The sequence below is a fragment of the Yaniella halotolerans DSM 15476 genome (genome assembly GCF_000420805.1).
Taxonomy (GTDB): Bacteria; Actinomycetota; Actinomycetes; order Actinomycetales; family Micrococcaceae; genus Yaniella; species Yaniella halotolerans.
This window is the reverse complement of record NZ_ATVQ01000001.1, coordinates 1,157,057-1,171,781: the sequence shown is the minus strand read 5'-3', so window position 1 is coordinate 1,171,781 and position 14,725 is coordinate 1,157,057. Positions and strand designations below refer to the sequence as shown.

General features: G+C 57.8%; 15 protein-coding genes. 6 read left to right on the top strand and 9 right to left on the bottom strand.

Annotated features, from left to right (window positions below):
• Window positions 1–6 precede the first annotated feature (6 nt).
• Window positions 7–1,350 (top strand): aminotransferase class I/II-fold pyridoxal phosphate-dependent enzyme, encoded by a 1,344-nt coding sequence (locus G583_RS0105675; protein WP_022870222.1) that lies wholly within the window; start codon window positions 7–9, stop codon window positions 1,348–1,350.
• Window positions 1,351–1,795: 445 nt separating this feature from the next.
• Window positions 1,796–1,999: a cold-shock protein gene (locus G583_RS0105670; RefSeq protein WP_022870221.1), complete on the top strand. Its 204-nt coding sequence runs from the start codon at window positions 1,796–1,798 to the stop codon at window positions 1,997–1,999.
• Window positions 2,000–2,110: 111 nt separating this feature from the next.
• Here the strand turns inward: G583_RS0105670 and G583_RS14600 are convergent, their stop codons facing one another.
• The 5 genes from G583_RS14600 to rpsF form a co-directional block, all read right to left on the bottom strand.
• Window positions 2,111–2,986 (bottom strand): zinc-binding dehydrogenase, encoded by an 876-nt coding sequence (locus G583_RS14600; RefSeq protein WP_022870220.1) that lies wholly within the window; start codon window positions 2,984–2,986, stop codon window positions 2,111–2,113.
• Between the two features lie 199 nt (window positions 2,987–3,185).
• Complete coding sequence (gene rplI, locus G583_RS0105660) at window positions 3,186–3,650, bottom strand: 50S ribosomal protein L9 (RefSeq protein ID WP_022870219.1); 465 nt, start codon at window positions 3,648–3,650, stop codon at window positions 3,186–3,188.
• A gap of 23 nt (window positions 3,651–3,673) precedes the next feature.
• Complete coding sequence (gene rpsR, locus G583_RS0105655; RefSeq protein ID WP_022870218.1) at window positions 3,674–3,910, bottom strand: 30S ribosomal protein S18; 237 nt, start codon at window positions 3,908–3,910, stop codon at window positions 3,674–3,676.
• A 72-nt stretch (window positions 3,911–3,982) separates the two neighbouring features.
• A complete protein-coding gene (locus tag G583_RS0105650; protein WP_022870217.1) occupies window positions 3,983–4,525 on the bottom strand; it encodes a single-stranded DNA-binding protein in 543 nt (180 codons plus the stop codon).
• 38 nt (window positions 4,526–4,563) lie between these two features.
• Window positions 4,564–4,866: a 30S ribosomal protein S6 gene (rpsF, locus tag G583_RS0105645; protein ID WP_022870216.1), complete on the bottom strand. Its 303-nt coding sequence runs from the start codon at window positions 4,864–4,866 to the stop codon at window positions 4,564–4,566.
• A 145-nt stretch (window positions 4,867–5,011) separates the two neighbouring features.
• On the opposite strand from rpsF, the gene G583_RS0105640 reads away from it, so the two are divergent.
• The 3 genes from G583_RS0105640 (at window position 5,012) to G583_RS0105630 (ending at window position 8,485) form a co-directional block, all read left to right on the top strand.
• Window positions 5,012–6,070 (top strand): DUF1648 domain-containing protein, encoded by a 1,059-nt coding sequence (locus G583_RS0105640; protein WP_022870215.1) that lies wholly within the window; start codon window positions 5,012–5,014, stop codon window positions 6,068–6,070.
• Window positions 6,071–6,527: 457 nt separating this feature from the next.
• Window positions 6,528–6,866: a MerR family transcriptional regulator gene (locus G583_RS0105635; protein ID WP_022870214.1), complete on the top strand. Its 339-nt coding sequence runs from the start codon at window positions 6,528–6,530 to the stop codon at window positions 6,864–6,866.
• Between the two features lie 101 nt (window positions 6,867–6,967).
• Window positions 6,968–8,485: a SulP family inorganic anion transporter gene (locus G583_RS0105630; RefSeq protein ID WP_022870213.1), complete on the top strand. Its 1,518-nt coding sequence runs from the start codon at window positions 6,968–6,970 to the stop codon at window positions 8,483–8,485.
• A gap of 7 nt (window positions 8,486–8,492) precedes the next feature.
• Here G583_RS0105630 and G583_RS0105625 read toward each other — a convergent pair whose 3' ends face one another.
• The 4 genes from G583_RS0105625 to G583_RS14595 all read right to left on the bottom strand — a co-directional run bounded on the left by G583_RS0105625 (window position 8,493) and on the right by G583_RS14595 (window position 13,402).
• Window positions 8,493–9,773: a PhoH family protein gene (locus G583_RS0105625; RefSeq protein ID WP_040895125.1), complete on the bottom strand. Its 1,281-nt coding sequence runs from the start codon at window positions 9,771–9,773 to the stop codon at window positions 8,493–8,495.
• A 353-nt stretch (window positions 9,774–10,126) separates the two neighbouring features.
• Window positions 10,127–10,681: a hypothetical protein gene (locus G583_RS0105620; RefSeq protein ID WP_022870211.1), complete on the bottom strand. Its 555-nt coding sequence runs from the start codon at window positions 10,679–10,681 to the stop codon at window positions 10,127–10,129.
• Between the two features lie 16 nt (window positions 10,682–10,697).
• Window positions 10,698–11,951 carry a M18 family aminopeptidase gene (locus G583_RS0105615; protein WP_022870210.1) on the bottom strand — a complete coding sequence of 418 codons (1,254 nt, stop codon included), beginning with the start codon at window positions 11,949–11,951 and terminating at the stop codon, window positions 10,698–10,700.
• Window positions 11,948–13,402, bottom strand: a complete 1,455-nt coding sequence (locus G583_RS14595; protein WP_084677254.1) for a glycosyltransferase family 87 protein — start codon at window positions 13,400–13,402, stop codon at window positions 11,948–11,950. Before G583_RS14595 ends, G583_RS0105615 begins: the two co-directional genes overlap by 4 nt.
• Before the next feature lie 122 nt (window positions 13,403–13,524).
• On the opposite strand from G583_RS14595, the gene G583_RS0105605 reads away from it, so the two are divergent.
• The gene (locus tag G583_RS0105605) at window positions 13,525–14,610 is read left to right on the top strand and encodes an inositol-3-phosphate synthase (RefSeq protein WP_029629292.1); all 1,086 of its coding nucleotides are present in this window, start codon (window positions 13,525–13,527) and stop codon (window positions 14,608–14,610) included.
• Window positions 14,611–14,725: the final 115 nt, after the last annotated feature.

Sequence of the window (14,725 nt, the reverse complement as noted above, 5' to 3'; positions counted from 1 at the left end):
GTTTTGGTGCCCCAACCGTCCGTTCCGTCCGACCCGATTGCATCGATCACCGCCCAAACCGCCGCAGAGATTGCTGAGTCGGTGCGAGATCTGGTCGATACCGGCAAACTCGCACCCGGTGCGGGGTTACCACCGGTGCGCGCTCTCGCCGAGCAATTGGAGGTTAATCGCAACACGGTGGTTGCCGCCTATGGGCTCCTTGTCCAGGCCGGTGTTGCGGTAACTCGTGGCCGTGCCGGTACCAAGATCGTTGACCTTCAGCCGCTCCCCCAAGAAGGTTTCGCGAATATCACCGGTATGGTCGACATTGCCTCAGGCAATCCAGACCCTGATCTTTTGCCGCCCGCGTCGAAGGCGCTGGCGCAATTAGCCGCCGATGAGCCGGTGCTCTACGGTCAACCCGTGATCGACCCTGATCTAGCCGCCTGGGCCCGTAAAGCCCTAACAACCGACGTCGGGGATGCCGAACTCACCGTCACGGCAGGATCAGCAGATGCCGTGCAACGGTTACTGGCGGACTCATTGACCATCGGCGACGCCGTAGGGTTCGAGCAACCGTGCTTCTTGACTACCATCCAGACAGCCCAGGCCGCTGGATATCGGCCAGTTGCCATGCCCGTAGATACCGAGGGACTCACCGTTCAAGGACTGCGTGCCGCCCTCGATGAGGGCATCCGAGCCCTCGTGGTCACTCCGCGCGCACAGAACCCCACCGGCGTCGTCATTTCAGAACCTCGCGCGAAAGCACTGCGTGACTTACTGACCGATTATCCACATGTGCTCGTGATTGAAGACGATCATTTTTGGCAGCTCTCCGGCCACCCCTACCGGTCGATCATCCCCCAGGACCACCCGCGTTGGGCCCTGGTCCGTTCCGTCTCGAAGTCACTGGGCCCGGATCTGCGCGTGGGCATCGTCGGCTCCGATACGCTCACCGCGTCTCGTCTGAGTACACACATTCGCTCGGGCGCCATGTGGGTTTCCCACCTTCTGCAGCGACTCACCTACCTGCTGACAAGCAACCCTGAGACACCGGCAAAGCTTGAATATGCGGCAGCTGAATACGCTCAGGCCAACGCTCGGTTGGTGGCTGCACTGGCTGCCCAGAGCATTGCGGCCGTCTCTGACGACGGCGTCAATGCGTGGATCAATCTCGGCACCATCGCTTCACCCATTGTCGAAGCACTCAGCCGGCGTGGTTGGCTGGTCCGTGATGGTGCGGAATTTTCCCTCGATCATACCGACGACGCCGTGGAACACATCCGCGTGACTATCCACCAATTGAGCACGATACAGGTAGAACACTTCGTGGCAGATCTGACTGCCATACTGGCTCAAGAGGGCTCTTGAAATCTTTCGCATAGCGCCATTAGGTAATTTGGCAAGCTGTGGGGTAGAGTAAGAATCGCTGTTGAGAATCTCACAGATTTTCCAACAGCGCTCGCGCATGGTGGTTCCAATTGCTTGGTTTCTTTTCCTTCGCGGACCAGGACCCCGAGTACTCGGGGTTGCAAGACTTTTGAACGAATTGGTTTTTGATTTCCACCATTGCATTACCCACAACACCGCTGAATCTGCCCGTGTTGTCACATCGTCCGATCATGAACTTCGCGTGACTTAACCGCACCTCATTGGTCCACGATCTCTTTTAGTCCCCAGCTCAACCACTACCGCGTCGTATTGCACCCGCAATAAAACGCAGGGCACATTGCTGCCCCACAAATTCCGCGTCGGCACCGTCTTCGCGGCTATTCGGATCACACTCGTGATCTCAGACTGATTAGGAAAAATATTTATGGCTACAGGTACAGTCAAATGGTTCAACTCCGACAAGGGCTACGGCTTCATCGCTCCAGATGACGGCTCATCGGATGTCTTCGCACACTTCTCGGCTATCCAGGGTTCCGGTCACCGCAACCTTGAAGAAGACCAGAAGGTTGAATTCGACATCGAGCAGGGCCAGAAGGGCCCACAGGCTACCAACATCCGTGGTATCTAAGCTCTCCCTGTGATGATGCTGCCGGTCTAACCGGTAGTCGAATCGCTTCAAGTGGGCGGTCATGCAGTACAAACTGCGTGGCCGCCCACTATTTTCATGTCCCAAAACGGGTTAAGGCACGAGTACGGCGCGACCCTGAATTCTGCCATTTGCCAGGTCCTCGAATGCGGTAACAGCATCATCCAATGAATACCGTTCCACTTCGACGTGCAGCTTATCCTGGGCAGCTAACGCCACCACCTGACGCAAATCAGATAGCGTCCCAGTGTAGGGCAGCTGGATGTTGACGTTCCAGGGCAGCACTTTCGTGTCTCCGGCAATATACGGGAACTCGCCACGCCCAAGCCCAACAAAACGGATAGCGCCGCCGTTACGGATCACTTGTGTGGCGATGTCGACCGTTGGTTGAACACCCACAAAATCTAGGACCACATCGGCACCGATACCGCCAGTCATCTCGCGGATCTTCTCAGCAGCGGACTCATCGCTTACCATACCGATAGCACCCTTCTGGGTGGCATAGTCGACCTTCTCTTGGTCGGTATCCAGCGCCACGACGCGACTTCCTGTGGTCGCAAGAATAATCTGTAATCCCACATGGCCCAGGCCACCCAAACCGCTGACGACGACGGTCGCTTCAGGGGTGAGACGATCGCGCACAGAATTCACAGCCTGCATTGGTGTCAATCCAGCGTCAGCAAGCGGTGCGGCCTCGGCCAGATCCACGTCTTCAAGTTTGATCAGGTGCCGCGCATTCACAGCCATATAGTCGGCCGTTCCACCTGGCTGTCCAATGCCGTAGGACATTGGGATTGGGCCCTCATTCGCGACCTCGCATTGGTGATCACGTCCCGCATGGCATTCGGAACATACACCACAAGAAACCACAAGGTGGACCACGGCTTGGTCTCCGACGTTCCAGGAATCGGAAACGTTCGAACCAAGCTTGGCGATCGTCCCGGCCGTTTCATGTCCCAGGGTGCGCACTTTCCTAGAGATGCCCACCGCCGACCCTATCCGGACAGGTCATTACTTGTCAGGATTGATGAACGAATAATTGTGCCAGGATGAGGCAGGTATATGAAACTCTTCACGCTGATGCCGCTCTCAGGAGCAAGTGTGGTGCGTTAAACACTGCGGGCGAACCCCCGTTGAGGGAGTCCGCCCAAAAGTGGGTTGAAGAAGCTTACTTCTTCCGTGCCGGGATGACCGACACTTTTGCTTCAGCCAGTACGTCTTCGTGCAGACGGATCTGGATTGGGTAGGTACCCAATGCACGAATGTCGTTGGCTCCAATGATGGAACGACGATCGACGTCGCCCTTACCAGCCGCAGCGATCGCGTCAACGATGGCGTTGGTGGTTACGGAACCGAACAGACGGCCAGTGTCGCCGGCCTGCATCTGGATCTGAATTGGTGCTTCTGCCAGTTGTGCAGCCTGTGCCTGTGCGGCTTCAATGCTGCGTTCCTGACGAGCTTCGCGGTTTGCACGCAGCTGTTCTACCTGCTGCTGCGCACCCTGGGTCCAACGGACTGCCTCGCCACGTGGGATCAAGTAGTTCCGCGCGTGACCGTTGCGTACATCAACGACGTCACCGGCCGAGCCGAGGCCCGGGATCTCCTGGGTCAAAATGACTTTCTGATTCGCCATGATTTCTCTCCCTTGATCAGCGTTTAGCGGCCGGAACCGGAGTATGGCAGCAGAGCCATTTCGCGGGCATTTTTAATTGCCTGCGCGATTTTGCGCTGCTGTTGGACGGTGACACCGGTTACGCGACGTGCACGAATCTTGCCGCGGTCGGAGATGAACTTGCGTAGCAAAGCAACATCTTTGTAGTCGATGTAATCGATCTCCGCTGTTTTCAACGGATTCGGTTTTGGTTTCGGCTTGCGAATTTCAGCTTTAGCCATCGTGGTGCTCCTTTATTTGTTAACCTGGAGCCCGCCGGTCGGCGGGATGGTATTTGAGTGGTAATTAAGGTTTTAGAACGGTGGAGGCGAGTCGTTGCCCTGATCCCAAGATCCGGCAGATCCTCCGCCACCCCACGGGTCATTATTCGGTGCGGGTTGACCCCAGCCACCGCCGCCAGCTGGTGCGCCGCCCCAGTTTCCACCGGGTGCACCCTGGCCGCCACCGCCGAATCCGCCGCCACCACCGGAACGTGGTGTGCGGTTGACCTGTGCGGTAGCCCAGCGAAGTGAGGGACCAATCTCGTCTACATCGAGTTCCCAGTTGGTCCGTTGTTGACCTTCTTTGGTCTCGAATGACCGAGCTTTGAGCCGACCGTGCGCGACAACGCGCATACCCTTGGTCAGCGACTCTGCCACGTTTTCGGCAACGTCACGCCATACGGAGGCCCGGACCCACAACGTTTCATCATCAACCCATTCACCGGATTGTTGGTTTCGCGTTCTCGGGGTTTGAGCAATCGTGAAGTTCGCAACTGCGTGACCCGATGCGGTAAACCGCAGTTCTGGGTCACCTGCCAGGTTGCCAACCACAGTGATATATGGTTCTCCGGCCATGACACGCTCCTATGCGTAGCAGCTTGTGGTACTAAAACTTAGAGGGTAATTTTCTGATCTTCCGGACGGATGATCTTGGTGCGCATAACGGTTTCGTTCAAGCCGAGCTGACGATCCAGTTCTTTCGACTGCTCAGGAGTAGCAGTGAAGGCAACGACGGCATAGACAGCCTCGTTTTTCTTCTGGATTTCATAGGCAAGGCGACGACGACCCCATACTTCGAGTTCGTCTACGGTCGCGCCATCTGTGATGATTGCATCAAGATATTTACGCAAGGTTGGTTCAACTGTACGCTCGTCGATCTCTGGATCGATGAGCACCATCAGTTCATATGCACGCATGTGAACCCACCTCCTCTGGTCTGGTGGTCACGGTATTTCCGTAACAGGAGGTTCTAGTGCAAGCGCCTGTCCCATTTGGGGGCAGACAGCAACCTCAACATTATAGCTGACAGTCGCCCAAAACTGAACTCAAAGATTATGATCGGTGGTTATAGCATCCCCGCTCTATTCCAGGAGGTCTGCCATCGCTGATCGGTCCCAAGATATTGCCCAGTCACGAGTGATCAGCCGCTTTATCCTGGCGGCAATCGTCCTGCCGGTCGTTGTCGTTGTCCTAGCCTGTATCGCACAGCTGATGCTGCTACCTGCAGTGCCCGATCCTATTGCAACGCACTGGGGCCCAGACGGTGCGACCGACGGATTTTCGTCACCGGGCTCCGCTCCACTGATGACTGCACTCATCGGGTTTGGTTCCGCGGTTCTCATTGCCGCATTGCTCATTCCCGGTCTACGCCGCGGCGAGCGCGGCCCAGTCTATCGCTTCATGGGCGCAATCGCTGCCGGGACAGCGGGGCTCATAGCGGTACTCTTGACCGGCATCCTGTGGATACAGCGCGGACTCGACGATGCTCGGGAGGTCGGTGGCATTGGCGAAGTCATGCTGATCGGGTTTGGTGGTGCCCTAGCGCTGGGGCTGCTTGCATGGTTCATCCAACCCGCGCAGCAGAATCGCAGCAAAGCAGATATTGCAGCTCAACCAGTTGAATCCGCCCAGACCCAGAGCCTGACATGGGTCCGGTACACCAGTATGCCCAAACTCTTTGTGGCGACAATAGCGACGGTAGAGCTGTTGTTAGTCATCGGGATTGTCACTTCCTGGATGGCAGAAGAACGCGGTGTCGCGCTCGGCCTGTTGGGTCTGGCGCTGTTGATATCAGTCCTTACCGCGACAATGATCGCCTTCCGGGTGCGAGTGGATCACCGGGGATTAACTGTCACTTCAGTGACGGGACTGCCCCGGTTCACGGTGCCGCTGCAGGACATTGAGTCAGTGACGACGACCAAAGTCGAGCCGATGGCCGAATTTGGTGGCTGGGGTTTACGGCTGGCACCAAAACGCTTCGGTGTAATCACCGGCCGAGGTCCTGCCATCCAGGTCCATAAATCCACGGGCCGCGACTTCGTGGTCACCGTGCCCGACGCAACCACGGGCGCAGGCGTCCTCCAAGCACACGTTGAGACCAACCCGGTCGAAGCAGAATAGTGAACTCACGTGCAGAACAACTTAAGGAGCAGCCGCGCGATTTCAGAATCCTTTCGCAATGATTAGTCCAGTGGGCCTGGACTCCCAGGTGCTCACTGTCCTTGCTCGTTCAAGCCAATATGTGACTGCCCCAGAAATACACAGCCGTCTTGAGCGATGATCTCGACACGGGAGCAGAGAACACTGCAATCTCTGATCTGACTACGCGGAAAAATCCGAGAAGCAATAGCGTTATTGGCCGGGGTAGACAAAGATATATCAAAACACCTTGAGATTCTTCTTCAAATGAAAACCCCTGCTGGGTACGGCCACCGCCCCATTCGAAGCACTGACCCATCAACGAGCCCTGATATCAGAGGTTTGCGGTGTAAACAACGCTTTTCGATTAGGATCGAGGGGTCCCTCGTGTGGAAAGTATTGGAGGCAGAATATCGTGTCGGACAAGGATGCAGTCACGATGCAGATTGGCGAAGTCGCCGAACGCACTCAGCTGTCCCTTCGTACAATCCGCCACTACGATCAGGTCGGTCTCGCACCACCCTCGGCTCGCAGTGAAGGTGGATTCCGTCTCTACACCGAAGATGACGTCGAACGTCTGCACCACATACGACGCATTACCCCGCTGGGCTTTAGCCTCGAAGAAACCGCTGAATTACTAGAACTTATTGAACACGGTGGCTCAGAGGAAGCGGTCATTGAATTCCTGGAGCGTGCACGTACCGCGCGTCAAAAACTTGCCCGGAAACTACGCCAAGCTGATGGGCTCATCAAAACATTAGAGCACCTGTCGAACTAATTCATCGACAATTTCCGCTTCGGAAAACTGCGCTTCAAACTCTACTCTTACGTTAGGGTAGAGTTTTGGTTTGCATCTTGCACGTTGAACAGGAGTAGGAATTGTCGACCTCGATTCACTCGACCCCACCGGTGGGGATCACACCGGAAGAGCGTCAATCTGTGTGGCGGACCCTGAAATCGCCACGTTTACTCAAAACCGAAATCTTGGCCGGTTTAGTAGTTGCTCTGGCACTTATCCCCGAGGCCATCGCTTTCTCGCTGATCGCCGGGGTCGATCCAAAATTCGGACTCTTCGCATCGTTCACCATGGCGGTCTCCATCGCTTTTCTGGGCGGCCGCCCGGCGATGATTTCGGCGGCCACTGCAGCCACCGCACTGGTCATTGCCCCGCTGGTTGATTCACATGGCATCGACTATTTTATCGCCGCCGTCATTCTTGCGGGGATCTTCCAAGTGCTGCTCGGGGTGCTCGGCGTCGCAAGGATCATGCGGTTCATTCCGCGGTCTGTGATGATCGGGTTCGTCAACGCATTAGCGATTTTGATCTTTACCGCGCAGCTACCAGATCTGATCGGTGTGCCGCGGCTGGTCTACCCATTGACAGCGCTCAGCTTGATTGTCATCTTCTTGCTGCCGCGCATCACCAAGGCCGTCCCGGCACCATTAGTGGCCATCGTCCTGGTCACCGCCATCGCCGTCGTATTTTCCGTCAACGTGCCCACCGTGGGCGATAAAGGACAACTGCCGGAAGCGTTCCCGACCTTCTTCCTGCCGGATGTGCCCCTGACCTTTGAGACGTTCCAGATCGTTGCCCCCTACGCCATCGGCATGGCACTGGTCGGTCTGTTGGAATCGTTGATGACGGCGAAACTGGTCGACGACGTCACGGACACCCGCTCCAATAAGGTCCGCGAATCCTGGGGGCAAGGTGCCGCGAACATCATCACCGGCTTCTTCGGTGGGATGGGCGGTTGCGCAATGGTTGGCCAAACCATGATCAACGTCAACGCATCGGGCGCCCGAACCAGGATTTCCACATTCACAGCCGGTGTGCTGATCCTGATCCTTTCAGTGACTCTGGGAGACCTGGTGGCGATGATTCCGATGGCCACCCTGGTGGCCGTGATGATCTTCGTCTCCGTCACGACCTTCGACTGGCACTCCGTCCGGCCATCGACCCTGAAGTTCATGCCAAAGTCCGAGACCGCGGTCATGGTCATCACGGTAATCGGTACCGTGGCGACGGATAACCTAGCCGTCGGCGTTGCTCTGGGCGTGCTCACCGCCATGGTGATGTTTGCCCAGCGCGTCTCGCGCTTCACGAAAGTCACCCGCCACATCACCGGCGAGGGCGACGACACCGTCGCACACTACACAGTGACGGGCGAATTGTTTTTCGCTTCCTCCAACGACCTCTACACGCTGTTCGACTACGCCGAAGACCCAAACCGTATCGTCATAGATTTCTCAGAATCTCACCTCTGGGACGCCTCCACCATCGCCGCGCTAGATTCAGTCACATTGAAATATCAGCACTACGGCAAAGCGGTCGATATCCAAGGACTCAACGTTGCCAGTCGAAGAATGCGAGTCCGTATGTCTGGGCGCCTCAACTAATGTGGCCTCAGTGTTCCTCGAGGAGTTCGGTGACCAGTGCTGCAATGCGGCTGCGCTCCGAACGCGTCAGCGTTGCGTGGGCAAACAGCGAATTGCCCTTCAAGATCTCGATCACAGCACCAACGCCGTCGTGCCGTCCGACCCGCAGGTTGTCGCGTTGGGCGACGTCGTGGGTGAGCACAATCTTGGAATTCTGGCCCATGCGTGACATCACGGTCAGCAGCACGTTCTTCTCGAGTGATTGGGCTTCATCCACGATCACCCAGGCATCGTGGAGACTGCGTCCGCGAATGTGGGTCAGCGGCAGGACTTCGATGAGCCCGCGATCCATAACCTCGGCCAACACGTTTTCGCTGACCAGCGCGCCCAGGGTGTCGTACACAGCCTGAGCCCACGGGTTCATTTTTTCTTCTTCGCTGCCCGGCAGGTAGCCCAATTCTTGACCACCAACCGCGTAGAGCGGGCGGAAGACAATGATTTTCTTGTGGTCGCCGCGCTCCAACACGGCTTCCAGACCGGCGCACAGGGCGAGCGCTGATTTACCGGTTCCGGCGCGGCCACCCATCGAGACGATGCCGATGTCGCGGTCGAGCAGCATATCGATGGCCAGGCGTTGTTCAGCCGAGCGGCCGTGCAGCCCGAAGACGGTGCGGTCCGCGCGGACGACTTCAACATATTTATGGGAGGTCGCATCAGTTTTGACTCGGCCCAGGGCCGAGCTGTTGCCCGAGGAGATGACCAGTCCGGTGTTGGTGGGGAGGTCATTGGCGTCGGTGAGTTCGATGCGCTCACCGTTGTAGAGCTGCGTAAGCTGCTCGTCAGATGCGTCAATGTATTCGAGGCCGGTCCAACCAGAATCGGTGACCCATTCATTGCGGTATTCATCGGCCGCAAGCCCCATCGCCGAGGCTTTGACGCGCATGGGCAAATCCTTGGACACGACGGTGACGGCTCGGCCTTCATCGGCGAAGTTTTTGGCGACGGCGAGGATACGGGAATCATTATCGCCCTGACGGAATCCGGCGGGCAGGACGGTTTCGGTGATGTGGTTGAGCTCGACGAGCAGGTGACCGCCGTCGTCGTTCAATGGGATCGGTTGGTTCAGGGAACCGTGGCGGACCCGCAGGGAGTCGAGTAATCGGAGCGCTGACCTCGCGTAATAGCCCAGTTCGGAGTCGTGGCGCTTCTTTTCGAGTTCGGTGATCACCACGATGGGTATGATGACTTCGTGTTCTGCGAAGCGCAGCAGGGCTTTGGGATCCGACAGCAGCACGGAAGTATCCAGCACATACGACTTTTGCGCGACCGCAGAAGCAACCGCTGCGTCGAGGTCTGTAACAGTAGGGGTGTTGAGCGTGGCCACAGTGACTCCAAACCAGGGACAGACGGATCAATCAACGAATCCGCCATGCCTCACATCGTTTCGCGGATGGGGTGATCGGTCGGCCCGAGCCTTGCGTGCGGCCAGGAACCGTACCGGCCCCTGGTGTCGCGTGGCATAACCTTTTGGGCCTTCCGGTCAGTGTTCTGACACTTCTCAATCTAGGGGCATCGGCGCGCGTTGGACCCATCTGACACTCAACGGATGAGTGACGTTTCGATAAACAGTTGATAACACGAGGGTAAGCAGATCCTCGCGACTCACTGCCAGCCCGGTGGATAGTAGGGGCCTGGGTGCGCAGCATAGTATCCGGGAGGTGGCAGCAGTTTCTTGCGCTGGTTGTGCGCTATGACGGCAACGACAATGCTTCCGATCACCGCGAAGCCGCCGCCCAAGAAGATGGCATAAATAGTGAACAGGACGGTCATCGGCAGGAACAGGTGGCCGGAACTACTAAACAAGATCATGGTCGATATCAATGCCATCAGCGGCATACCCCCGATACCGGCAACGACCAAGATCGGGATGGTGGGATGCCACGGCAGCCCACGACGTTTGCGTCGGCGCACGAGTACCGCCAACACGATGGCGGCAATGAGGAGCATGATGCCCGAGGGCAGGGTCATCATGATGAGGGCCACCATGTCCGGCTCAAACATGGCAAAAACGGCCATGCCCGAAACCACGCTTGCGGTAGCAATCACGGCACCGATCGCGAACCCCATCCCCGGGCTCGGTGGAGGCAGTTGCGGTGGTTGGTGAAACTGTGGTGGCGGGGACGGTGGGAGTGGCTGCTGCGGGGACGGCTGCGACAAGGGGGCCTCCTGCAGGCTAGATCTGATCTGCGTAGAACGCTGCGGCCAGCTTGGACAGGTGCTCTGGGTCTTGGGCACCACACATTTCGCGTGCCGAGTGCATCGAGAGTAGGCCAATGCCGGCGTCAATGGTTTCAATACCCAAACGAGTAGCCGAAATCGGGCCGATCGTTGACCCGGACGGCTGGTTGTTGTTCGACACGAACACCTGGTGTGGGACCTCTGCGCGTTCGGCCCAGCGGGTGAACTTGGCGGCGCCGCGCCCGTCAGAGAGGTAACGCTGGGTGGCGTTAACTTTCAGAATCGGACCGGCGTTGGGCTGTGGTCGGTGATCAGCGTCGTGGCGTTCAGTGTAGTTGGGGTGGACCAGGTGGCCGCCGTCGGCCGAGAGCAGTATCGAATGTGCGATGATGCTGCGGTGCAAGTGGGACGGAATGCTCTGGGCGGTGAGGATGCGGGTGAGCATCTCTTCAAGGAGCGGCCCACCTGCGCCGGTGCGGGTTTCGGAGCCGACTTCCTCGTGGTCGAAGGCCGCCAGCATGGTGATCTTGTCCGATTCGGCGTCGAGGATCGCACGCAGTCCGGCGTGGACGGAGACGAGGTTGTCCAAGCGCGGTGCAGCGAAGAAGTCGTCATGAACACCCAGTGTTGCCGGGGGCTGAGTATCGGTGAGCAGCAGGTCGAATCCGGTAATTTCGGCTGGATCGACGCCGGTATACTTCGCGATTTCGTGGATGATGTTGACCTCACCGCCGGCCCCGACGATGGGCACCAGGTGGTGTTGGCGGTCCAGCTTCAGCCCCTCGTTGACGCTGCGGTCCAGGTGAATGGCTAGCTGCGGAATGCGCGCCATGGGGGGTGTGTGGACGAGGTGTTCGCCGTGTTCGGTGATCAGGCGACCCGCGAAGCCTAGATCCCGGTCGAGCCAGGAGTTTGCGAGCGCTCCGCCATAGACTTCGACTCCGACACGGTTGTAGCCGGCCGAGGTATTATCCGGCAGTGGTTTCACGCGAAATGTTGGGGAATCAGTGTGGGCACCAACGATGCGGAAGCTTGGGTGTTCGGGCAGGTTTTCGGGCACGTGCCAGACGATGACGGCGCCGTCACGAACTAAGACGTAGCCGCCGGGGGCATCAGGCAGCTCGCCCGGAGTGTCGTTGACCACGGTGAATCCTGCTTCGGTGGCGCGGGAGGCCACCTGGGCGACTACGTGATACGGGGTCGGTGAAGTGTGTATGAACTCGGCTAGATCATCAAGGAATTGGGTCATGCTTCGAGTCTAGGCTGGATGCGCCTCGACCGCAGCGCGAAAGCATCGTCGGCGTCGTCGAACTCTGCTCCGAGCGGGTCGTCTTTCGGCAGCAGCGGATGCGTCGTTTCCTCGAGCGTGGTGCGTACTGGATCGTTGATGGGATCGTACATGTCGACGAGCACCCGGATCATCAGGTAGACCAGCGCGGTCACGTGGAGAGCCACAGCCCCCACGTAAATGGTGTCGTCCATGAGGTGTTGGGAATCAAACCCGGAGGTCTGGCCCGACAGGTAGCCCCAGATTGCCCAAAAGTGCAGGAGTTCGGCGGTCGAGAAGATCAGAAAGTCGCGCCAGTTGGGCAGTGCGAGCACGATGAGCGGGATCAGCCAGAGCACAAACTGCGGCGAGTACACCTTATTGACCAGAATAAATACGGCCACGATCAACAACAGCAGTTGGGCCAGACGTGGACGGTGCCGGGTGGTGAGTCCGACGACGGCAATTGCCGCGCACGCGATGACAAAGGACCAAAAGGCCCACCCGGCCAGCTCATCCCCGCTGATATCGGCACCGGTTGCGGTGGTGTAAGCATGCCAGATCGAGGACCAGCCGGGTTCACGGGTTGATGAGTATTCGTAGAACACCGCCCAGGCATCCGGGTTGAACACCAAGAGCGGTAGGTTGACGGTCAGCCAGGCAATCGCAGCACTCGCTGCGGTGATCAGGAGCGGGTAGTAACGTCTGGTGCGAATGGCCAAGACGATAATGGCGCCCAACAGGAACAGCGGGAACAGTTTGACGGCGGCCCCCAGCCCAACCAGCACTCCTGCGAGCGCGTAACGGTGTTTGGCGAGGGCCCACATCGCCGTCACCATGAATGCTACCGCCCACATGTCCCAGTTGATAAACCCGGCAAAAATGATGCCCGGCGCCACCGCAACCATCGCGGCGTCCCAGTACCGAATGCTGGCCAATTTGGCGACCACCACGGTCACGAACATCCATAACGCCACCACCGCCAAGAAGTTTAGGTCATAGAACACCACGTTCGTTCCGACCTCGAACCCTAAGCTTTCGGCGCCAGCGGCCACGGCATGTGCCAACCACGCCAAAACCGAGGCGATCACCGCGATGAGGATCGGGTACTCAAACCCGCTGTCGAATCTGAACGGCGCCCAAGGATCATCAGCGAAACCTCGCGACGTCCACAACCCCGTCCAGTCCGCATAGCACCCGGCGAAATACACTTCGGGTGCACCCCAACCACCTGTACGGCACGGAGTCTTCAACACTGCTGCAATAATTGCTGCGATCGTCACCAGCAGAATGAGCACCCGGGCGGGATTGAAGAATGTTCGGATCCGCCCGGCAACCGTGTATTTTCCCCGCGGTGCCACGCGATGGTGGCCAGAATTCGAGTGCTTTCCCCTAGGGTCTTTCGCCGTCACTAGGTTCTGTTCACTCGCCATAAGCAAAAGTCTACCGATATCGAAGGTTATACCGCATCACGTGCACGGAGGGTTGGGTGAACTGTCGTACAATACGAGGGGTCCATAGGCTTAAACCCATATCCCGTCCAAGGAGTCTCGTGCTGTCCAACCAAAAAGTTCGCGTTGCAATCGCCGGTCTGGGCAACTGCGCTACCTCGCTGATCGAAGGCGTTGAGTATTATCAGAATGCCTCGAATGACGACGTTGTTCCGGGTCTGATGCACGTACAGTTCGGTGACTATCATGTCTCCGATCTCGAATTCGTGACCGCTTTTGAGGTCGACGCCAAAAAAGTTGGCCGCGACATCTCGGAAGCTATCCGCGCCTCAGAAAACAACACCATCAAGCTCACCGACGTTCCCGAAACCGGTGTGCAGGTGCTGCGCGGCCCAACTCTGGACGGGCTGGGCAAGTACTACCGCGAAACCATCGAAGAATCTGATGCTGAACCAGTCGATGTCGTTCAGCAGCTCAAAGACGATCAGGTCGATGTCCTGGTCTGCTACCTCCCGGTCGGTTCCGAAGCCGCCGCCAAGCACTACGCACAGGCCGCAATTGATGCTGGCGTTGCCTTCGTGAATGCCCTTCCCGTGTTCATTGCCTCGGATGAGACCTGGGCCCAAAAATTTACCGACGCCGGTGTGCCAATTATTGGTGACGACATCAAATCCCAGATTGGCGCGACCATCACCCACCGTGCCTTGGCCGCACTATTCGAGGCCCGCGGCGTGACCGTGGATCGCACCTACCAGCTCAACGTGGGTGGCAATATGGACTTCAAGAACATGCTGGAGCGCGAACGCCTCGAGTCCAAGAAGATTTCCAAAACCCAGGCCGTGACTTCCAATCTCAAGGCTGAGCTGGATGTCGACGACGTCCACATTGGCCCATCCGACTACGTTGCCTGGTTGGATGACCGCAAGTGGGCCTTCGTCCGCCTCGAAGGTCGCAACTTCGGTGACGCACCAGTCTCTCTGGAATACAAGCTGGAAGTTTGGGATGCCCCGAACTCAGCCGGTGTGATCATCGATGCGATTCGTGCCGCGAAGATCGCCCTAGACCGCAAAGTCGGTGGACCGATTCTTTCGGCGTCGAGCTACTTCATGAAGTCCCCACCGGTGCAACACCACGATGACATGGCACACGACCTCGTCGAAGCCTTCATCGCTGGAGACATCGAACGCTAGACTTTCTCTGGCTGTTAACTAGCCAGTACAGCATATAGACCCCGCTTCGGCGGGGTCTTTTGCGTTCCACGAGCACACCCGGTAATTTCTTGAGTTTCACAACGCATCAATTTCG